This window comes from Nostoc sp., assembly GCF_036917315.1.
Lineage (GTDB): Bacteria > Cyanobacteriota > Cyanobacteriia > Cyanobacteriales > Nostocaceae > Nostoc.
Window position 1 is genome coordinate 70044 of sequence record NZ_JBALDR010000064.1, and the last position, 19433, is coordinate 89476.

General features: G+C 41.6%; 18 protein-coding genes and 4 pseudogenes. 7 read left to right on the forward strand and 15 right to left on the reverse strand.

All coding sequences use genetic code 11. The annotated features are described in order from the left end of the window. Positions 1–129 precede the first annotated feature (129 nt). From V7K84_RS29475 to V7K84_RS34375, 10 genes and pseudogenes are all read right to left on the reverse strand, one after another. Positions 130–939: a HesA/MoeB/ThiF family protein gene (locus tag V7K84_RS29475; protein WP_114083654.1), complete on the reverse strand. Its 810-nt coding sequence runs from the start codon at positions 937–939 to the stop codon at positions 130–132. A 10-nt stretch (positions 940–949) separates the two neighbouring features. Then, the gene (gene nifW / locus V7K84_RS29480) at positions 950–1267 is read right to left on the reverse strand and encodes a nitrogenase-stabilizing/protective protein NifW (RefSeq protein ID WP_114083655.1); all 318 of its coding nucleotides are present in this window, start codon (positions 1265–1267) and stop codon (positions 950–952) included. Then, positions 1264–1464, reverse strand: a complete 201-nt coding sequence (locus tag V7K84_RS29485; protein WP_292739755.1) for a CCE_0567 family metalloprotein — start codon at positions 1462–1464, stop codon at positions 1264–1266. The genes nifW and V7K84_RS29485 overlap by 4 nt, the downstream gene beginning before the upstream one ends. A gap of 147 nt (positions 1465–1611) precedes the next feature. Continuing rightward, positions 1612–2088, reverse strand: a complete 477-nt coding sequence (locus tag V7K84_RS29490; RefSeq protein ID WP_193947838.1) for a NifX-associated nitrogen fixation protein — start codon at positions 2086–2088, stop codon at positions 1612–1614. After that, on the reverse strand, positions 2085–2498 hold the full coding sequence (gene nifX / locus V7K84_RS29495) for a nitrogen fixation protein NifX (protein ID WP_185580866.1): 414 nt from the start codon (positions 2496–2498) through the stop codon (positions 2085–2087). The genes V7K84_RS29490 and nifX overlap by 4 nt, the downstream gene beginning before the upstream one ends. 194 nt (positions 2499–2692) lie before the next feature. Then, positions 2693–4030 (reverse strand): nitrogenase iron-molybdenum cofactor biosynthesis protein NifN, encoded by a 1338-nt coding sequence (nifN, locus tag V7K84_RS29500; protein ID WP_334843464.1) that lies wholly within the window; start codon positions 4028–4030, stop codon positions 2693–2695. A 124-nt stretch (positions 4031–4154) separates the two neighbouring features. Then, a complete protein-coding gene (gene nifE, locus V7K84_RS29505; RefSeq protein WP_334843765.1) occupies positions 4155–5537 on the reverse strand; it encodes a nitrogenase iron-molybdenum cofactor biosynthesis protein NifE in 1383 nt (460 codons plus the stop codon). Between the two features lie 106 nt (positions 5538–5643). Continuing rightward, complete coding sequence (locus V7K84_RS29510) at positions 5644–5991, reverse strand: Mo-dependent nitrogenase C-terminal domain-containing protein (protein WP_099099967.1); 348 nt, start codon at positions 5989–5991, stop codon at positions 5644–5646. A gap of 158 nt (positions 5992–6149) precedes the next feature. Next, complete coding sequence (nifK, locus tag V7K84_RS29515; RefSeq protein WP_292739743.1) at positions 6150–7685, reverse strand: nitrogenase molybdenum-iron protein subunit beta; 1536 nt, start codon at positions 7683–7685, stop codon at positions 6150–6152. Positions 7686–7900: 215 nt separating this feature from the next. Continuing rightward, positions 7901–8071 (reverse strand): annotated as a pseudogene (locus V7K84_RS34375) (nitrogenase molybdenum-iron protein alpha chain); the annotation flags it as partial. A gap of 178 nt (positions 8072–8249) precedes the next feature. Between V7K84_RS34375 and V7K84_RS29520 the strand changes: the two are divergent. From V7K84_RS29520 to V7K84_RS29535, 4 genes and pseudogenes are all read left to right on the forward strand, one after another. Further along, a pseudogene (locus V7K84_RS29520) lies at positions 8250–9593 on the forward strand (site-specific integrase); the annotation flags it as partial. 203 nt (positions 9594–9796) lie between these two features. Next, positions 9797–11569, forward strand: a complete 1773-nt coding sequence (locus V7K84_RS29525) for an ATP-dependent nuclease (protein WP_334843467.1) — start codon at positions 9797–9799, stop codon at positions 11567–11569. A 90-nt stretch (positions 11570–11659) separates the two neighbouring features. Then, the gene (locus V7K84_RS29530) at positions 11660–12076 is read left to right on the forward strand and encodes a XisH family protein (protein WP_229468292.1); all 417 of its coding nucleotides are present in this window, start codon (positions 11660–11662) and stop codon (positions 12074–12076) included. After that, positions 12064–12399 carry a XisI protein gene (locus tag V7K84_RS29535; protein WP_334843470.1) on the forward strand — a complete coding sequence of 112 codons (336 nt, stop codon included), beginning with the start codon at positions 12064–12066 and terminating at the stop codon, positions 12397–12399. Before V7K84_RS29530 ends, V7K84_RS29535 begins: the two co-directional genes overlap by 13 nt. Positions 12400–12491: 92 nt before the next feature. On the opposite strand, the gene V7K84_RS29540 is transcribed toward V7K84_RS29535, so the two are convergent. Continuing rightward, positions 12492–13061 (reverse strand): Uma2 family endonuclease, encoded by a 570-nt coding sequence (locus V7K84_RS29540; protein WP_334843767.1) that lies wholly within the window; start codon positions 13059–13061, stop codon positions 12492–12494. A 101-nt stretch (positions 13062–13162) separates the two neighbouring features. Beyond that, positions 13163–13357 (reverse strand): annotated as a pseudogene (locus V7K84_RS29545) (hypothetical protein); the annotation flags it as partial. Between V7K84_RS29545 and V7K84_RS29550 the strand changes: the two are divergent. After that, positions 13345–13530: pseudogene (locus V7K84_RS29550) on the forward strand (element excision factor XisI family protein); the annotation flags it as partial. The pseudogenes V7K84_RS29545 and V7K84_RS29550 sit on opposite strands and share 13 nt — an antisense overlap. Positions 13531–13595: 65 nt before the next feature. Here V7K84_RS29550 and V7K84_RS29555 read toward each other — a convergent pair. Further along, positions 13596–14135, reverse strand: coding sequence for a DUF2267 domain-containing protein (locus V7K84_RS29555; protein ID WP_334843472.1), 540 nt, complete (start codon positions 14133–14135; stop codon positions 13596–13598). A gap of 318 nt (positions 14136–14453) precedes the next feature. Between V7K84_RS29555 and V7K84_RS29560 the strand changes: the two genes are divergently transcribed. Together V7K84_RS29560 and V7K84_RS29565 are read left to right on the forward strand one after the other, a co-directional pair. Then, positions 14454–15257, forward strand: coding sequence for a dienelactone hydrolase family protein (locus V7K84_RS29560; RefSeq protein WP_334843474.1), 804 nt, complete (start codon positions 14454–14456; stop codon positions 15255–15257). Between the two features lie 219 nt (positions 15258–15476). Further along, positions 15477–15845: a hypothetical protein gene (locus V7K84_RS29565; RefSeq protein ID WP_334843476.1), complete on the forward strand. Its 369-nt coding sequence runs from the start codon at positions 15477–15479 to the stop codon at positions 15843–15845. Positions 15846–16094: 249 nt separating this feature from the next. Here the strand turns inward: V7K84_RS29565 and V7K84_RS29570 are convergent, their stop codons facing one another. Next, positions 16095–16742: a class I SAM-dependent methyltransferase gene (locus tag V7K84_RS29570; RefSeq protein WP_334843478.1), complete on the reverse strand. Its 648-nt coding sequence runs from the start codon at positions 16740–16742 to the stop codon at positions 16095–16097. 393 nt (positions 16743–17135) lie between these two features. Next, positions 17136–19322: an ATP-binding protein gene (locus tag V7K84_RS29575; protein ID WP_334843768.1), complete on the reverse strand. Its 2187-nt coding sequence runs from the start codon at positions 19320–19322 to the stop codon at positions 17136–17138. Positions 19323–19433 lie beyond the last annotated feature (111 nt).

Consider the following 19433-nt stretch of genomic DNA (forward strand, 5'->3'; position numbering starts at 1 on the left):
GCGATTAGTTGTTCTGATTTCAGGTGTAGGTTGTCATTTGTCCTACCCTGCGGGAAGCCGCAGAAGCATCTACGTCATTTGTCAGTTGTCCTTTGTTATTCACTAATGACCAATGACTAATGACGAAAATTAAGTATTTTGTGCAATACCTGTGGCTGTGGGTTCCATCGAATTGGATTGCGCGTGTCTCCAAGGCGCACTATTACCGCATACTGGACAAGAGCGATCGCGGTGAGAACGGCGTTTAGCAAATTCCATCCGATTTAGGTCGATTGTCAGCAATTGCGACAATAGAGGCTGACTAAACCCGGTGATCAGCTTGATAGCTTCCAGTGCTGTTAAACAAGCTAGGGTTCCAGAAACAGCGCCTAGAACTGAAAAGCCGCGCTGATCCCACTCAGGCTTTTCTGGAAACAGACAAGATAGACAAGGAGTCACACCAGGAATAATCGTTGTCAGGTAAGCCTCCATCCCATTCATTGCAGCTTCCACCATTGGCTTACGCGATCGCACACAGGCTTCATTTAACAAATTGCGCTCTGTAAAATTGTGGGCGCAATCAAGAGCCATATCAGCCGACTGCACTAACGAATCTACATTTTCCGGGGTGATGTAATCATGAACAATTTCCACTTGGACATCAGGATTAATCGCATCCAGAGTTTCTTTAGCTTTGAATACCCTTGGCTTACCTACCCAATCATCAGTCATGAGAACCTGACGATTCATATCATCTAGCCGCAAGTCACCACCCCGGACTAGGATTAGCCGCCCAACGCCCGCTACTGCTAAGTAAAGCGCCGCCGTACCGCCTAATCCCCCCACACCTGTCACCAGAACTGTCGCTGACTTCAAGCGTTTCTGTGCTGTTTCGCCAAAATTTGGAAGCATCATTTGGCGACGATAGCGTTCTAATTCGGTAGGCGTTAGGTTAACCAATTTATACCTCCTAATCAGAAGTGATTTCTGTCAGTGTGACTACATTTTTCGGCTTATCGTTAAACACTTTGAACAGCTTTTGTTCGTAAGCTGTCGATTCGATAAATAGCTGATAAGCTTTTTGCAAAGCCAAAGAATATTGATTTAATTTCTCTTCTTGACTCAAGTCAGGAGAATTATCATCAATTTCCTGCATGTGTTGAGAAAACTTTTTCAGAATATGTAGACGATGCACATTCACAACTTCTAAGTCGTAGGACATATTAAAGAATTGAAAAAATTCTTCCGCATCTACGAGCTTCTTGAATTCATCAATAGTTCCAGTCATTTAGCATTCTCCAATTGTTTCAGATGTTGCTTAAGTTCATCTAACTGACGATAGATTTCATAAGTTGCAGCGGCAACATCCATAAGTTGTGTATAATCTGTTGGCAGACCTTCAGCTAAATCATGCAGATCCATTTTCATTTGACCTGCTTTGCTGTTCAGCCGTCTGATTTTTGCTTGTAGTTCCTCAATTGTCATTTGTCCTTTGTCCTTCGTCCTTTGTCCTTTGTTCTTTGTCATTAGTCAGTTGTCCTTTGTACTTTGTCAGTAGTTATTTACCAATGACTAATGACCAATGACTAATGACCAATGACTAATGACCAATGACCAATGACTAATGACTAATTAAATTTTGCCAACTTCAGGAAAGCGTTTCGCCAAATCAAGACCTTTTTTGACGTAGCTTTCTCCTTCTTCTGCTAATTTCTCTACTGAGTCAAAGCCAAAGCGATGAGCATCTCGCAAGGTTTTTACAGCTAGCAAAAGACGGCCAGAAAAAACTAGCGCCCAGCCAAATCCTTCATGGCTCAAATCAACTACAACCTGGGATATCAAACCTGTTTCTTGTTCAATTCCAGCAGCTACAGCCCGAAAAAATGCCATAATTCGTGCTTGTGTGATCGGATCAACTTCTCCCTCAACGGAGATTTCTCGTTTCTTTTGTTTGGTGACAATAAAGGGTTTGAGAATTAATTCATCCGACCAACTGCGATAAACTCCATAACTGTCTTGACCACGAATTTGTTTAATTAATACCTTTAGAAAAGGTGAGTTCAAGACTTCAGTTGTAGCAGTTCCGTTAACACTATTATTTGTGGTCATACTGTTGCTTCGTCTTCGATTTCATCAGCAAAGTTTGTGGTTTTTGGCTGCAAAGCTTTACGCAACCAAGGTGGAGGATTACCTTTGAGGGTTTTGACTAGCTTGTTCAGCACTTCACTAATTTCTTCTTCTTCCGATCGCGCCTTCACTGGGGTGACACCTTTCTTGATTAACCGAGCGGCGGCGCTACCACCAATTGCTGTTACGTAAATAATCGTACAGTCGCCTATTGACTCAAGTTTTGGGGTGATTTTGTCTTCATTTCCGTCTTCTTTGAGTTCGCCTTCAAAGGTGAGGGTTTCTACGAAGTGATATCCCTCATCGGAAATTTCGTAAACATCAATCATTTTTGCCCATCCAAAGTGAGCGTTAATATGAACTCGGTCGCTCGTCGTGAAGGCTATTTTCATTGTAATTCTCCTCTCTAAAGTTTTGAATTTTGAAGCAATACGGTTCAGTTAGTGATATTTAGCCTCGGAAGATCCCCCCAACCCCCCTTAATAAGCAGGGGGGCTAATTTAAGGCTTGCTCTATTCCCTCCTTTTTAAGGAGGGTTAGGGAGGATCAACTTTTAACTGAACTGTTTTGAATTTCAAGTGTGAATTCAAAACTCAGCGCTCACAGTTCCGAACTCTTGGAACTGTTTAACTCTCGCTTCTTCTGCCTCTAAAAATAGGTTGCCGATGCCAAATAAAAGCTCCATCGTGCCTCGATAGCCAACTTTAGTAAACTGACCATTACCTAAGCGGTCATAAATGGGCAATCCTAGACGATAAAGAGGAATCGAAAGCCGTTTAGCGATCGCACCGACATTCGAGTTACCAATCAGCAAATCAGAACCGCCTGCTAGACTCTCAAAGTCTTCTAAGTCGCCAATGGTGATGCTTTTAACTGGGAGTTTTTCTAAGAGGTGCGATCGCGTGGTTGTCACCACAGCATGAATTTGCGCTCCCATCGATTGCAGGAAATGCACGGTTGACCACAACAAATCTGGTTCCAGTGCTAGAGAAACTCGTTTTGCACCGAAGTAAAAGTGAGTGTCCAGCATCGCATCTTGCAACTGACGACGTTGGCGGCGGTATTTTTCGGGTACGCTGTTACCGCTCAGAATCGCCAATGCTTGGATAAACTCATCTACTGGTTCTAATCCCGTCAGTTCGCCAAACACCTCATAAGGTGTGCCAAAGCGTTCTTCTAGAATCTTGGCAGCCCCCCGCATACTTTCACCTAATGCCAGGGTAAAAGCAGAACTACCTACTTCTCGTAACTGTTTTAAGGTAGTCCCACTGACTGTAACCGCACTATAATTATCCTCTAAATGACCATCTAGAGAAGCGCCAAGGTCAGGTACAAAGATCGGCACTAATCCAAAGGATGTAATTATCTCTTTGATTTCCTGTACATCCCCAGGTGTAAAAGCAGAACCCGCCAAAACCGTGACTTGTTCAGTTCTGAGTCCACCCGCGCGAGGAATTTCCTTAACTATGCTTTCGACAGCAACAGCAAAGCCATCTTGCAACGCACCTTTAAAATCTGGGGTGGGTGCAAAAACGATCGCTAAATCATTCAATTCGGGATGGCGATCGCGAATTTCCTTCAGAAAACCCTCAATGTCATCGCCTCTAGTTTCCGTTAACCCAGTACTACATAAACCAATAATTTCTGGGTTAGCTTTTTCCACCAGAGTCAGAATTGCTTGCTCCACATTCTCTTCACCACCCAAAATGGTAGTGACTTCCGTCATCGCTGTGGTAGCTAAAGGAATCGCTTCCCGGAAATGCCGCACGAGGACAACTTTAGCGAAAGCAGTACAACCTTGGGAACCGTGGAATAAGGGCATTGTCCCTTTCAATCCCAAAAAGGCTAAGGTTGCGCCCAAAGCTTGACTTTGCTTGAGGGGATTAACTGTCAGTGCTTTGTTAGAAGCGGTAACGATCGCCATTAAACTACCTCCTCATTTGCAAGCTCTTTACTCTGCGTTCTCTGCGCCTCTGCGGTTGAAAAATGATTTTTTTGAACCACAGAGTACGCAGAGGACACAGAGAGAAAAAGATGAGAATTCGCCATTAAACTTCTTCCTCTTCTTCCCAAGGAGCGGGTTTGCGTATTTGTTCCCAAATTGGGCTATAGAGAGCTTCGTACAGTTCCCGCGCCATCTCAATCATTCCCACATAACCTGCATAAGGATGGTGGCGTTCTTGGTTGATATCAAGGAAAGGAATTCGAGCTTTCAAAGCTGTGTATTGGTTACGTCCACCAGCAATCAGCATATCTGCTTTGGTGTCTTTAACCAGTTGTAGCAATTCTTGAGCGTTGCCTTTCTCCAACATGATGCCATCGTTGCCGAGCAACTTCTTGATTTTGGCTTTATCTTCTTCAGTACTTTTGCGAGTACTGGTAGCAACAACTTCAATGCCTAAGTCTCTAGCAGCCGAAATAATCGACCAACTCTTGACACCACCTGTATACAACACAACTCGCTTACCTTTGAGTCGAGCGCGATAGGGAGCTAGTGCCAAATCTAAAGCAGCCGTTTCTTCTGCAATTAGCTTTTCTGTCCGCTCCTGTAAATCAGCGTCGCCTAATTTAGCGGCGATGTTTCGCAGACAGCGATTCATATCATCGATGCCGTAGAAAGACTCTTCAATGTAGGGGATGTTGTAACGCTCCTCCATCTTTCTCGCCATATTCAGCAACGCTCGTGAGCAGATCATGACGTTGAGCTTGGCGCGGTGGGCGTAGCGAATTTCATCGTAGCGAGCATCGCCCGTAATTTTAGACAAAAGACGGATGCCTAACTTTTCTAACAGTGGTGTTACTCCCCACATTTCACCGGCGATGTTATATTCACCGATTAAGTTAATATCATAGGGCGTTGTATGTTCCGGTTCTGCTGTTCCGACAACATATTCTAATAAAGCTTCACCGCCAAAACGGTTGCCGAGATTTTTACTGCCAATGAATCCTGGGGCAATGACGGGAACAACAGGAATACCAATTTTCTCAGCCGCCGCTTTGCAGACAGCATCCATATCATCGCCAATTAGGGCTGTAACGCAAGTGGCATAAACGAATACTGCTGCTGGTTGGTAGCGCTCTTTGAGTTCCAGAATCGCTTTGTAGAGTTTCTTTTCGCCACCGAAGATGACATCATTTTCACCCAAGTCAGTGGTAAAGCCCATTTTGTAGAGTAGAGGGCCAGACGACAGACTACCACGACTGCCCCAGGAATTACCAGCACAGGCGATCGGCCCGTGGACTAGATGCGCTGCATCTGCGATCGGCACTAGGGAAATCATCGCACCATCAAAAGCGCAGCCCCCTTGAGCCGCGCCAGGTTGTGCCTGTTGAGCGCAAGACTTGTTTTTCTTTTCCGTTTGTTTGTGCTGATTATGCTCGCATCCTGTCTCAGTCAGCAGCTCGTTGATTTTGCCTTGGGTGCTTTTCATCTCTCTTCTCTTAATTGTTAATTGTCCTTTGTCATTTGTCATTTGTCCTTTGAATAACTAACAACTAATGACTAATAACTAATGACTAATGACCAATGACCAATGACTAACAAATGTATCTTGTGACATCCTCTCCACATACATCAGCGAGGTAAGATAGAGCGCGAAAACGCAATCCTACAAATTCGTCATATAAAGGATTGAGTTTACATAGTGGTGGGATATCAATAGACTTCCCAAATAATTTAATTTGTCGCTCAAAGGGACAACAACAAGGAATTGTTTGGCAAATTAGATGAGCGAAGCGATTATTTTTAACCTGAATTCCATCCACTACACGGCGCAAGGGATTAAGAAGATTGTGGAACCACCCTGGTTTTTTCTGGTTAGGTGGATGGTAATTAGGATGAGGATGAGTGTGAGTGTGTTCGTGAGTGTGATTGATGGTTTCCATTTATCAATTCCTTGGGTAAATGCTATCAAGAAAAAGGGGAGTTGGGGATGGGAATTGGGTCTTGGGTATTGGGTTTGGATATTTCCCTATTCCCTATTCCCTATTCCCTACTCCCCTTCTTTACCCTTTAATTAACACGTTGTGTTTCTACGCAATTTCTAACGAATCAAGTCGTAGGAAATATCTGTCTTAGAAGGAATGTTGGTGTTGCGATCGATTTCTTCAAACAGGGTGTTTACAGTCCAGTTGAGGAGGTTGATTATACCTTGATAACCAATGGTGGCGTAGCGGTGTAAGTGGTGGCGATCCATGATGGGGTAGCCGATTCTCACGAGGGGAATCTTGGTGTCACGCCACAGGTACTTACCGTAGGTGTTACCAACCAGGAAGTCTACTGGTTCGGTGAACAACAATGAACGCATGTGCCACAAGTCTTTACCAGGCCAAACAGTTGCATGTTGACCGAAGGGGCTAGAAGCAAGCAATTCTTTGATTTCTGCTTCAAATACTTCGTTGCTGTTGTGAACCAAGACATGCACAGGTTCAGCACCCATTTCTAGCATAAAGCCAACTACGCTGTATACTAAATCTGGTTCGCCGTAGATAGCGAAGCGCTTGCCGTGAATCCATGAGTGGGAATCAGTCATGGCATCAACTGCACGACCGCGTTCGATTTCCAATTCTTCAGGAATGGGGATACCGCTCAATTCGCTGAGTTTCATCAAGAACTCATCAGTACCCTTGATGCCCCAAGGACGGGAAACTGAGGTTGGTTGCTTCCACTCTTTTTCAATATACTCGCGGGTTTTGAGGGTAGAGTGTGCTTGCAGAGCAATTGTAGCTTTCGCATTGATTGAATCTTCTGCATCTTCCAGCTTTGTACCACCTGGGTACATATCGAACTCACCTGTGTTTGGTGAATCCAAGTAGTCGCTGTTGTCGGCTAGAATTGTGTAGTCAAAGCCGAACAAAGAAGCAATCCGCTTGATTTCGCGGTTGTTACCTACGTAGGTGTCAAAACCTGGGATGAAGTTGATTTTACCATTGCTGGTTTCTTTCTTATGACCTGCGGTCAAGTTAGAAAGAATTCCCTTCATCATGTTGTCGTAACCAGTGATGTGGGAACCGACAAAGCTAGGGGTGTGAGCGTAAGGTACTGGGAAATCTTGAGGAACTGAACCAGCTTCCTTGGCGTTGTTGATGAAAGACTGCAAGTCATCACCAATTACTTCTGCCATACAGGTGGTGCAGACAGCGATCATCTTGGGCTTGTAGAGTTGGTAAGAGTTCGCCAACCCGTCAATCATGTTTTGCAGACCACCAAACACGGCTGCATCTTCAGTCATTGAAGAAGATACACCAGAGAATGGTTCTTTGTAGTGACGGGTTAAGTGGGTGCGGAAGTAAGCAACGCAACCTTGAGAACCTTGAACGAAAGGTAGAGTACCTTCAAAACCAACAGCAGCAAAGATTGCTCCTAGTGGTTGACAACCTTTAGCAGGGTTAACGGTTAAAGCTTCACGAGCGAAGTTCTTTTCACGATAATCCCAACCTTTTGTCCACTCTGCAACCCGTGTTACTTCTTCGGGTTCGTGACCGTTTTCAAACTGCTTTTTGTTTTCAAATAGCTGTTGGTACTCTGGTTGGTGGAATAACTCAACGTGATCTTGAATTTTTTCTGGATTCTGAGGCATTTCTGGATCTCCAAGCTTACTGAATTCTTTTACTGATTGAGGAGAGAGAGACGCGATTAATCGCGTCTTTACAAGGGAGATGGAAATATGATTCAAAATTCAAAATGCAAAAATCAAAAGAAATTTTAATTTTTCAGTTTTGAATTTTGGATTCCCAACTCCCCCCTGGGGTTTTAGCCCCAGGTTATCCTTACTTATCGCTCTCTCCCATTTCTCTAGACGGCAGCCTTAGCCTTATTAGCTTCAGCCTTCTTAGCCTGAGCTTTTTCATTCCAAGGAGCGCCAATTAATGACCAGGTTGGGCTGTTGAGTGCCAAGTCCATATCACGAGCGAAGATGGCGAAGCCGTCATAACCGTGATAAGGGCCGGAGTAATCCTTTTTGTGGTTTAATTCTTTTCACTAGCCTAATGTTTGCAGTAAGCAATGTCTCTGCTAAACATTGTTTTCTAAGAACACATTTATTTTTAGCCTAAATATAGGCTAAAAACACAGCATAATCAGGTTCAGGACTCACGCATCATCTAAATGTTGTCCTGAGCTAAGGCGATTAAACAATCGCCCATTTTTTTGCTCATCTCTGCAAGCACAGCAGCAAAAAGAACACATGAGAACGAAAGTACTACTAGAATTAGAGAAAGTTAATCTGCGTTTGAAGTCTGCAAAAGCAAAGGTGACAATTAGAGAATCGAATGGAAGTCTGCAATTACGGGCGACGTTACCAATTAAACCGGGAGACAAAGACAGCAACGGTACTGGGAGAAAGCAATACAATCTCAGTTTGAATATTCCCGCTAATTTGGATGGACTCAAGACGGCTGAGGAAGAAGCTTATGAATTAGGGAAGTTAATTGCTCGTAAAACGTTTGAATGGAATGATAAATATTTAGGTAATGAAGCAATTAGAAAAGATTTTCAATCTATAGGGGAATTACTTGAAAAGTTTGAAGAAGAGTATTTTAAAACTCACAAACGCACAACTAAAAGCGAACATACTTTTTTTTATTACTTTTCCCGCACCAAGAGATTTACGAATCCTCAAGATTTGGCAACTGCTGAAAATCTGATAGGTTCAATTGAGCAAATTGATAAAGAATGGGCTAAGTATAATGCAGCTAGAGCGATCGCAGCATTTTGCATAACATTCAATATCGAAATTGATTTATCAAAATATTCTAAGATGCCAGAGAATAATTCCCGGAATATACCGACCGATGCAGAAATATCTGAGGGAATTATCAAGTTTGAAGATTACCAACATAACAGAGGTAATCAAGTTAATCAAAACGTTCAAGATAGTTGGCAACTTTGGCGCTGGACTTATGGAATGTTAGCAGTTTTTGGTTTACGTCCACGGGAACTGTTTATTAATCCCGATATTGATTGGTGGTTGAGTCAAGAAAATGTAGATTTGACATGGAAAGTCCATAAAGATTGTAAGACTGGAGAGAGACAAGCATTACCATTATATAGACAATTGATTGAGGATTTTGATTTGAGAAATCCTAAATATTTAGAGATGTTGAGGAGTGCGATCGCAAAAAAAGATAACACTAATCATGCGGAGATAACCGCGTTAACACAGCGAGTTAGTTGGTGGTTTCGCAAAATAGGATTAGATTTTAAACCTTATGATTTACGTCATGCTTGGGCAATCCGAGCGCATATTTTGGGGATACCAATTAAAGCGGCGGCGGATAATTTGGGGCATAGCGTACAAGTTCACACCCAAACTTATCAGCGTTGGTTTTCGCTAGATATGCGGAAGTTAGCGATTAATCAGGCTTTGAGTAAGAGAAATGAAGTTGAGTTGATTAGGGAGGAGAATGCTAAGTTGAGGATGGAGAATGATAACTTGAGGTTGGAGATTGAGAAGTTGAAAATGGAAATGGTTTATAAACAAAGTTAACTTTGCTGATAAAAATGATGTGGTGCGTTACGCTGCATGATAACGCACGCTAGTAGCTTGCTGTTGAAATTTCAGTATAATAAATAGTTATACTTCTTGCTGTTATCTGTAAAGACAGTAGTTTAATATTACCTATGAAGTCATCAAAGTTATGTAGCTGTTAGACTATGCAGAGTATTCGCTCTGCAAGCAAAATATTGTTAATGTATATTTACAAACTGACCCGAATTGTATTCAACAATGGAGAAGAGGTTCAACCAGGAAACCTTACCGTTATTATTGGCCCTAACAATGCTGGAAAAAGCCGTACTTTAAAGGATATTGCTCAGAAAACCACAAGAAGTACACCTCTACCTGGTGTTGTTGTTAGCGATGTTGAGTGGACAACCCCACAGAATCTACAAGAGCTACGCAAAGCCTACAGTTTGGAACGCTACCAAGACGAACATAGCAATTGGATGTTTCGTACACTAGCTCCTGAACTATCCGAGGAACGCCAAGTGCCTGCAAGCTTCTGGTCTGAAGAACAGCAAATTTCACTATTTTTATCCAATAAATCTTTGTTTGCCGAGTATTTTGGTATTGGTATGATTGCATTTATCACCACAGAACACCGTCTTCAATTGGTGAAAGAAGCTGCTAGTGCAGCCCATGAAAGACAAGAAGCAAATCTGCTGCAAACTTTCTATAATGCAGAAACTTCTCTAGAGAATGATATACAAAAATTAGTCAAGCGCGCCTTTGGCAAAGAAATTAAGTTGGATTTTACTGTACCCCAGCGATTACTTCTTAGAGTTGGAGATGATTTTAGTTTAATTCCTTCAGATCCAAGAGATGCTAGACAGCCAATGCAGGAGTATGACAAGCTGGATGATCAAGGGGATGGAATCAGAAGTTTTGTCGGAATTACCACTGCATTGTTGGCGATTAAACGAAACGTATTTCTAATTGATGAACCAGAGGCTTTTCTTGCTCCGCCTCAAGCTTTCCGAATAGGTGAGTTCATTGCAGAACAAGCAAACAGCAAACGCCAAATAATTTTAGCCACACATAGTGCTGACTTACTGCGCGGTCTTTTAAGCAAAACAACCGATCTAACTATTATTCGGATTGATCGTAGAGATAAAACCAATTATTTCAATACACTTGACCCAAATCGCTTACGGGAATTAGTGAACGATCCTCTATTGAGTTCATCTCGTGTTCTGGACGGGCTTTTTTACTCCGGTGTAGTTGTGGTAGAAGCAGATAGTGATGGGCGGTTTTACCAAACTGCCTCTAACAAGCGGAAAAATAATATTGATTTATATTTCGTTAATGCAGATAACAAGCAAACTGTTCCACGAATTACCACACTGTATCGGGATATGGGAGTGCGCTGCGTAGGAATTGTTGATTTTGATGTGTTAAATGACCCGGCAGAATTTAAAAAGCAGCTAGAGGCTCTAAAATTTAGTGAAGAAGGCATTACTCGAATGCTGACTATTCGTGAAGAAATTGCAAAAGCAGCTAAAGAACTTCCTTGTGATGAGAGGTTAAAGAAGGTCAAAGAGCAAATGACAACACTATTAGCCTCTATCAATGAGTTACAAGGTAAAACTTTTGCTTCTGATGGCGAAGCTAAATCTGAAAAAGAAAAATTATTGAGTCAAATTGAACGTCGAGCTAGAGAAATTGCAGCCTCGACTAAGAACTGGAACGATTTCAAAGAGAAAGGGCGGGCAGCCTTGCCAGCAGAATTACAATCTAGTTTTGACGATTTATGGAAAATATGTTCAGAAAAAGGGCTATTCATCAATCCATGTGGTGAGTTAGAGTCAATGCTCACACATCGAGGGATTCCTTACACAACAGATAAACGAGGATGGATTACAAATGCGTTGTTAATGCTTCCTGGACTCGAAGTTAATGACAATGAATATCCCTGGAAATTTATCAAAGAGATTCAGGAGTATCTCATGGGTTTGGAAGATTAGTAGCGCGATCGCATTCCTCGCGTAGAGTGCGTTATTGCATTGATTGACAATGCTTCGGTATTATAAAGGTATTGGGTTCTGGTTCTGTCCATGTCTGCAAGAGACATTTTTCACGAAGCCGTCAAACGAGGACTGCAAAAAGAAGGGTGGGTTATCACTCACGATCCGCTAGTTGTTAAGTTTGCCAAAGATAAAATGTCAGTCGATTTAGGTGCAGAAAAAATATTAGCAGCCGAGCGAGGAACTGAAAAAATTGCTGTTGAGATTAAAAGTTTTTTGGGGGATTCAGAACTGTTTGAGTACCACGCGGCTTTGGGGCAGTTTCTCAATTATCGATTAGCTCTACGACTCAGGGAGCCAGAACGAGTTTTGTTTTTAGCGGTTCCAGTCTCAACCTATCGCTCACTATTTAGCCGAGACTTTGCCCAAAGTTCAGTACAAGAGTATCAAGTTAAGTTGATAGTTTACGATCCAAAGATTGAGGTGATTGTGCAATGGCAAAGCTAGACCAGTATCGTGAATATATTCAAAATTTACTAACGAAGTATGGCAGTTACCAACCTTCAGAGGAAGATGTTGAAATCCAATTGATATTCGATACGGCGCGAGATCATTACCAGATTCTAGAGATTGGTTGGGATGGATATGACCGAATTTATAATTGTGTGATACATCTCGATATCAAAGATGAAAAGATATGGATTCAGCATAATATGACCGATATCCAAATTGCTGAAGATTTGACTGAGATGGGAGTATCTAAAGAAGATATTGTTTTGGGATTACAGCCATCTAACCTGCGTCAATATACGCAATATGGCGTAGCGTGAATTTGTCTAAAAAGTAATTACAGGATAAATCTCTGTTTAGTACGCATCCCTTACTTAGCGTGCGTTGTCTGTCGCAAAAAGCCAGAGTTACTTTACTCAAAAACAACGCCGCGATAAATTTCTGCCATCGGCAAATCAATACTAACTGAATCCAAAGAGATAGATAGCTCTAAACTGCTAAAATCACTGAGCAACCAACCTTCAGCTTGTTTACTGTAGCGTTCCACAAAAGGTTCATCTTGCTCGACTAATAAATATTCGCTAAAACTCCCAATTGAGCGATACATCCGAAATTTGCTGAGTCGATCGCAATGTGCGGTGGAAGGAGATAAGACTTCAACAATCAGCACGGGATTTAATACTTCATCTAAACGATCGCCATTTAGTTGCGGTTCGCCGTCAAAAACCATTACATCTGGATATACTCCGCGTCGATGTTCAGGAATCCACAGCCGTAAATCGCTATTAATTGGCTCAAATTGAGTATCGCGCATCACAGAAGTAAAATAGGTCAAAATGTTTCGACCTATGCGGCTATGTTTGAGCGTTCCTCCAGGCATGGGTACAATTTCTCCATCTCGATATTCGCTGCGTCCTTCGGCTTTTTCTTCGATCGCACGATATTCATCCAAGCTGTAGCGGCGCGAGATGGTAGAAATCATAGATTGTAAGCGATCGCATTGGCTATAAGACAACAATATTATTTTGTCACAGATTTGCTTGTGAAGTGATATCGTGCTGCAATGCGATGCCTACGCATCTATCAACTGTTTTGAACCATCCAAACTAAAAATCCGAGAATTTGTTCCACAGGTGGAAGGGGATAATCTGTCAAGTCGATGGTGACAAGATTATCCTCCAGCTTCAGGAATCGCCATTGTGTACCACTGCTAATAGAACCATATATTACTGCAACTGGACGATTTTTTGCGGCGTTGAATCTTTGTGCTGCATATAGATATCAAGGATGGGAAGATTTGGGTACAGCATGACGGAACGGAGGATGCGTAGGCGTAGCCCGTCGTAGACATCGCAGATCAACTTGTGAGCGAGGGAGTACCTAAGCAGGATATTGCGATCGCATATCACGCACCTCATGTAAGACAGTATACAGAATTTGCTGTAGGCTAAACCTATTGAAAAAGTCTGTTTGCGATCGCTACCCGCAAACAGACTTAACTTTTTTATACTTCTAATTAAGCTTGTTCCCAAAGCTCACGTACATAATCAGGCAGTGCGCCAGCAATTTCCTGAATCCGCTCTGGGGAAAGTTCGTCTTTGGTAGCAGAAAACACTGCTTTAACTGCCTGTTCTGCCTCGACTGAGCCTGGAACCCCTCCTTCATTCGCAACCCGCGTTAGAAATAGTTTGGAATCAATACCAATAGGAGCTGGGCCTTTTAAAGGTTGACGGATTTTACTTAAAAATCTCACAATGGGATTGGTGTCTTTCCAGAGTTCAGCCACTTCAAACTGGAGTGCTTTTTCATCTGTAGGCACTGCCTCTGTATGCAATTCTGACTCGACGCGATCGATTGTGTCGGCGGTCATTAAGTCACGCATAACGCGATACACAACTTCGGTAAAGTCTCTTGCATCATACAAATCTGCAAATCCGCTTCTAACCATAACCTTTTCAAGAAAGGAGTGATGTTCATCAGCGATCGCAGTTCGATTATCTTCAATCTCTGTTGGGTCAACTTCTGGAATATTTGTTCTAAAACTTTGATCTGGCATTGTTTTTCTTGTGGTTATTAATTTTGAGTCTTTATGCTTGCTCTATGTAAGGTCGCACAAATCAAAAACCTTTAGTATCATCCAGAAGTTTGAGATGCCATTTATTCAAAAGTTAGAAATTCATCTGATTTGCATAGATACAGGTAGCAGGACTATCCCCCAGTAAAGGTTCTGGATAACACATATTTAATTTCTGAAAATATCATATCTAGTGAGTAGAGCAATATTCTTAGTGTTTTTGCTCGTTGTAAACATCGCCCATTGGTACCAAAAAACAGTCAAAATAGATGAGTTAGTATAAAACCAGCCAAAACAAAGATGGTAGAAACAAGGAACCTTGAAATTCACACTTCCTATGTCAAAGTACCTAACAATGGCTTAGAAATCGATGCTTACTTAGCTCAACCAGCACAAAATGGAACCTTTGGCGCGATTATCGTCTTTCCAGAAATTTTTGGAATCAATAGTAATATTCGAGATATCACCGAACTAATCGCTAAACAAGGTTATATAGCGATCGCCCCGGCGATGTATCAACGTATTGCTCCTGGTTTTGAGGCTGACTTTAGCCCTGAAGATATTGGGTTTAGTCCAGAAAGCTATCGGTTGGGTTTGGAATATTATCAACAAGTGAAGTATCAGGAGATATTCAGCGATATTCAAGCTACCATTACTTACCTCAAAACTTTACCCAATGTCAAAAATAATGCAATTGGTGTGATTGGTTTCTGTTTTGGCGGTCATGTTGCTTATATGGCTGCGACTTTACCCGATATTAAAGCCACAGCTTCGTTTTATGGTGGCGGGATTACCACTGCTAGTTATGGTGAAGAGACTCCAACTATTAATCGCACCTCGGAAATCCAAGGTACTATTTATGCATTTTTTGGTACAAGAGATACATTAGTTTCACAGGAAGAAAACGAGCAAATTGAGGCAGAATTAAAGAAACATCACATAAATCATCGTGTATTTCGATACGATGCCGGACATGGATTCTTTGCTGGATTTTTCAAAGACAAGTACCCATTTATGGAACAACACCCAAGTTATAATCCTGAAGCTGCTCCTAATGCTTGGCAACATGTTATAGAACTGTTTCAAAATCAATTATCAAACTAAATGATGTAGATTGTGGTGTCTTTTTATCAAGTGTAACGCACCACAATTTCAGAGGTAATTCGTAAATAAAATCTAAAGATAACTGAATCTTGATTTAGTCAACAATAGGCTAAGTTAAGTGTATTTATATAGTTCTATGTGCTAACACAATTTTTAATTTTAATAAATATTATGGAAGTAAAAAAAAATCAAATATTCTAAAATACAAGAATTTTATAAATGATTGATACTCTTATTTTATTATTTCTATTGTTCTTGGCTATTCCCTTTGCTATTGCTCAGATTATGCCTAACAAAAAGTGGCTAATAGCTTATACTATTTTTTTTGGAACCTTAGCTATTGTGCTGTATTATGAGCATATAACAACACCAATCAATCGGCGAGGAGATGGTTTTTCTTACATTTTTGGAAAAGTAGCTGCTTGTTTGTTTTATACATCAATAATTGTAGGAATTATTAATAGAGCTACTGTGCTATACTTGAGGTCAACAAATGTTACAATTAACATTTGGTTGATAGTTAGCTTAGTTTTGCTCAATCTGATACTTATTGTACTTATGTTTCTTGGATTGATGATAGTCTATTGATTGAGTAAATATTAAGTAGAGTGTGTTACGGTTATACAAGTATTTGAGAGTTTGAGAAAGTCGAGATTAGCCGTAATGCACCAGATATATTGCTGCGTTAAGCGTTGCTCTAACCATTGCGTAATCATCGTTACACAAAGTAAATCTTCATTTTGTAGCGATCGCTTTTCTTTCTACTTGACAAAATCTTGAGTAATAACGCACATACTGCGATCGCACTCATTGAACAAGAGTGCGATCCTATTGCTTTTAACCTTTTGAGTTTTTAAGCAGGAATTGACAACCACATAAAAACGGGTTTGGACTTTCGATGCGATTGTCCGCCAGCACTTCAATGAGAAGCTTACTGTTGTAAATCAATTCGTCATAATCCATCAATGCATCCCACTTAATTTTGCCAGTGGGAAAACCTAGCTGTGAACTACTATCAGCTATTAACTCTTGCCATTTTTGAATCTCTGGATCTTGTGATTTGCAGTAATCGAGAATGGCAATAAAGGCACCAGGCTTAGTAACTCGCAGGATCTCTGCTAGGGCGCGGACTGGATCGCTAACGACACAGAGGGTAAATCCCGATGCTGCTGCATCAAAACTATTATCAGGAAAATCAAGATTGCAGAGATCCGATACCTTGAAGGTGATGTCTGCGGATACGCGCTTTTTACGTGCTTCATCCATCATCTTCTCAGACAGATCGACACCGACGACACGTACACCTTCAGGATAGGCTGGAAGATTGAGACCAGTTCCTACCGCAGCATCTAGGGCAGTTTGTCCTGATTTTAGCTGCAAGGAAGCAATTAATGGTTCGCGCTCAATGTGCCAGTAACGCTTCATAATTGCGTCATAATCTACCGATCCCCGATCGTAGGTTTCAATCAACTGATTTATCTGCATAGATTTTTTAACAAACAGAACTACTGATTTTAACTATCTGTTCAACTGTATAATCTGTTGGCGCCCAAAACTTGTATATTCTCTTACCAATAAAAAAACTTCATCGTATATTCTATTACCAACCAAATAACTTCATAATAGACATATTCTCTGATATCCCTTGACCGACTATAGAAGCGAAGTGACAAAAGCGATTGGTGTATTATCAAAAATTGCGAGCGATCGCTCTAAACAGCAAATCATTGTTCAAGCGTTCGGAAATTAGCAAAGGTATTGTTACTAACAGCACTTTACAAGTCAATGAAGTACACCCTCCTCAACTTGAAATCTGCTGTATAATTCAAAACTCTCTACATCTTCCTGTTCCCCCAAGCCTCAGCCATAATTCATAGTTCAATCATTCCTTAGTCCCAGAGGAATCTGAATGATAAACTTGGTTCCTTTTCCAGGAGTTGAGAAACACTCCAGTTTACCGCTATGTTTTTCTGTGACGATTTGGTAGCTGATGGACATACCCATTCCGGTTCCTTTGCCAACGGGTTTGGTGGTGAAAAAGGGATCGAATATTCGCTGCTGAAATTCTTGAGAAATACCAACTCCATTATCAGCGATCGCCACTTCCAACCACATTAAATTAACTACCGATGTGCGAATCTTAATTTGACTGGGATTTTCCTTAATTTCCTGATAGGTAAGCTTAGTATTATTTTCTTCTAACGCATCAATCGCATTTACTAAAATATTCATAAATACCTGATTGAGTTGTCCGGCATAGCATTCTACTAGGGGTACAGTGCCATAGTCTTTAATCACCTCAATTTCAGGTTGTTCTGGTTTAGCTTTCAGGCGGTGCTGCAAAATCATCAAAGTGCTGTCGATGCCTTCATGAATATCGACACCTTTAAATTCCGCCTCATCAATGCGAGAGAAATTCCGCAGCGACAGAACAATTTGACGAATGCGATCGGTGCCTACTCTCATCGAAGACAACATTTTTGGCAAGTCTTCCTGCAAGAACTCTAGATCGATGTCTTCAGCAAAGGTTTGAATTTCAGCAGCAGGGTAGGGATTATATTGCTGATACAACTGCATCAGTGCTAATAAATCCTGAGTATATTCCTGCACATGAGCGAGGTTGCCATGAATAAAGTTAACTGGATTATTAATTTCGTGTGCGACTCCAGCCACTAGTTGTCCCAGACTAGACATTTTTTCACTTTGAACAATTTGAGATTGAGTACGCTGCAATTCCCCTAATGTATTTTTCAGTTCAGTGGTGCGTTCTTCTACCCGTTCTTCTAGTTCTTCTTTGCTTTTCTCTAAAGCAGTAAAGGATTCATGCAATTGCTCTGCCATGTGGTTGAAAGAGTTAGATAGGGTATTTAGTTCTCGAATACCGCTAGTTTCTACCGTCTGATTTAAATTGCCAGATGCCATTGCCTCACTTGCCCAATTCAAGTGCAGAATTGGGCGGACAATCCAATGGGAGGTAAACACGCCCATCACAGAGGCAACGACTAATGCGCCCAAACAAAGAGCGATCGTGGTGCGCGTGTTGGCGTTAATTTGTGCCATGAATGCGTTTTCTGGCACACTCACTACCATCAGCCAATCCAAGCCATATTTGTCACGCCAAGGTAAAACATGGACAAAATGCCGTTTTCCTTCCATCTCAAGTTGAAAATCTGTGTCTTGGGTGATAGAGCCAAACCCAGAGGTTTGGAAATGTCTGGCAACGTTCTGGATGATTGGGTTAGAACTATCGATCGCGTGCAATCGCCGGATCTCTTGATTGACCACGACAAAAGGCTTCTCTTTAGCAGAACTGGCAATTAATTTGCCATCCCGCTCCAAAAGGAACACCTGCCCAGACTTACTAATATTCAAACTGCGTAAAAAATGGCTGAGTTTCAATAGGTGAATGTCTGTTGCAATCATTCCTAATAAGCGATTTTGCGAATCATAGATCGGACGACTAGCAGAGGCGCTGATGTAAGGCACCGTTGGCAAATTTGCAGTCACAATCTTTGTCCAAATAGGTTTACCAGCAGCGATGGGTTGGGTATACCAAGATTCAGTAAAATTGTTCCAAGTCCATCGAGTATTTATTTGAGTTCGATTACCTTGATTATCTGTGGCATAAGTGAAAGTATTATTGGGAAGCTTGGCAGTCCAATCATCAATAGTAATGGTTTTGCCATCATAACGAGCAACTCCTAGCCCCTCACCCGTTGTTAGTCCAATACCAATATAAGTTAGGTCATTAGCCTGCATCTGATCCCAGAAATACTTGCCAAGGGTTTGGCGATCGTTCACATCCAATAGTCCCCTGTGAATAGCATCTGCGTTGATCTGATTAAGTGTTTGCGGAATGGAAAGATAAGACTTCAGGTGTTCGTCCACTACATCGCTGGTACGATCTATCAACTGTTCGGCTAGGTCGTTAACTGCTCTTTGTCCATTTTTAAAAGACAAATAACCTACCAAGCTGACCGCTGCAAAAATTTGGATAAGGAAGGGAACAATAAGAACAATCTGTAATGGGAACGCCTTAGCTTTGCTGAGATAGTGAGTCTTCATTACTGGAAGCTGAAAGTTGTGCTGATTTGCTTCTATAGTTCCCAAGATGTTCGCATACTCACGTTTGTTGAAATTTTTTTGTCAAGTTAAAGGCGGCTTTCGGGTGAAATG

Excerpts from the sequence above, each read along its gene's own strand:
- V7K84_RS29510 (WP_099099967.1), bottom strand. The coding sequence starts at position 5,991 with ATGGAAACCATCAATCACACTCACGAACACACTCACACTCATCCTCAT.
- V7K84_RS29485 (WP_292739755.1), bottom strand. The coding sequence starts at position 1,464 with ATGACAATTGAGGAACTACAAGCAAAAATCAGACGGCTGAACAGCAAA.
- nifE (WP_334843765.1), bottom strand. The coding sequence starts at position 5,537 with ATGAAAAGCACCCAAGGCAAAATCAACGAGCTGCTGACTGAGACAGGA.
- nifN (WP_334843464.1), bottom strand. The coding sequence starts at position 4,030 with ATGGCGATCGTTACCGCTTCTAACAAAGCACTGACAGTTAATCCCCTC.
- nifX (WP_185580866.1), bottom strand. The coding sequence starts at position 2,498 with ATGAAAATAGCCTTCACGACGAGCGACCGAGTTCATATTAACGCTCAC.
- V7K84_RS29525 (WP_334843467.1), top strand. The coding sequence starts at position 9,797 with ATGTATATTTACAAACTGACCCGAATTGTATTCAACAATGGAGAAGAG.
- V7K84_RS29490 (WP_193947838.1), bottom strand. The coding sequence starts at position 2,088 with ATGACCACAAATAATAGTGTTAACGGAACTGCTACAACTGAAGTCTTG.
- V7K84_RS29555 (WP_334843472.1), bottom strand. The coding sequence starts at position 14,135 with ATGCCAGATCAAAGTTTTAGAACAAATATTCCAGAAGTTGACCCAACA.
- V7K84_RS29575 (WP_334843768.1), bottom strand. The coding sequence starts at position 19,322 with ATGAAGACTCACTATCTCAGCAAAGCTAAGGCGTTCCCATTACAGATT.
- nifK (WP_292739743.1), bottom strand. The coding sequence starts at position 7,685 with ATGCCTCAGAATCCAGAAAAAATTCAAGATCACGTTGAGTTATTCCAC.
- V7K84_RS29560 (WP_334843474.1), top strand. The coding sequence starts at position 14,454 with ATGGTAGAAACAAGGAACCTTGAAATTCACACTTCCTATGTCAAAGTA.
- V7K84_RS29535 (WP_334843470.1), top strand. The coding sequence starts at position 12,064 with ATGGCAAAGCTAGACCAGTATCGTGAATATATTCAAAATTTACTAACG.
- nifW (WP_114083655.1), bottom strand. The coding sequence starts at position 1,267 with ATGACTGGAACTATTGATGAATTCAAGAAGCTCGTAGATGCGGAAGAA.
- V7K84_RS29570 (WP_334843478.1), bottom strand. The coding sequence starts at position 16,742 with ATGCAGATAAATCAGTTGATTGAAACCTACGATCGGGGATCGGTAGAT.
- V7K84_RS29565 (WP_334843476.1), top strand. The coding sequence starts at position 15,477 with ATGATTGATACTCTTATTTTATTATTTCTATTGTTCTTGGCTATTCCC.
- V7K84_RS29530 (WP_229468292.1), top strand. The coding sequence starts at position 11,660 with ATGTCTGCAAGAGACATTTTTCACGAAGCCGTCAAACGAGGACTGCAA.
- V7K84_RS29540 (WP_334843767.1), bottom strand. The coding sequence starts at position 13,061 with ATGATTTCTACCATCTCGCGCCGCTACAGCTTGGATGAATATCGTGCG.